This window comes from Paraburkholderia sp. BR14320, assembly GCF_040948665.1.
Lineage (GTDB): Bacteria > Pseudomonadota > Gammaproteobacteria > Burkholderiales > Burkholderiaceae > Paraburkholderia > Paraburkholderia youngii.
On the sequence record NZ_JBFPKG010000415.1, the window covers coordinates 1 to 231 of the forward strand.

Below are 231 nucleotides of genomic sequence, written 5' to 3' on the forward strand. Positions count from 1 at the left end.
ACCCCGACGTCGAGTCCGCGCAGCGCCCAGAATTCGTGCATGTGGCCGGTGATCTGCCGCATGCCCCAGCCGAACAGCCGGTAGAAGATGAAGATCAGTTCGAGGTACGCATCGCTGTACGTCCGGGACTGACCCGACACGCCCTTCTGGTAGGGCGTGTCGTTGATGAACAGCGCCTTCAGGTCGCCGTCGGGACAATACAGGCTGAGTTGCCCGCGCCGCTTCAGGCTT

Annotated in this window: 1 protein-coding gene; it reads right to left on the bottom strand. The window is 62.8% G+C overall.

Annotated features, from left to right (window positions below; genetic code table 11):
• Positions 1 to 231: hypothetical protein (locus tag AB3X89_RS40875; protein WP_368588131.1), on the bottom strand; the 231-nt coding region annotated here is incomplete at both ends.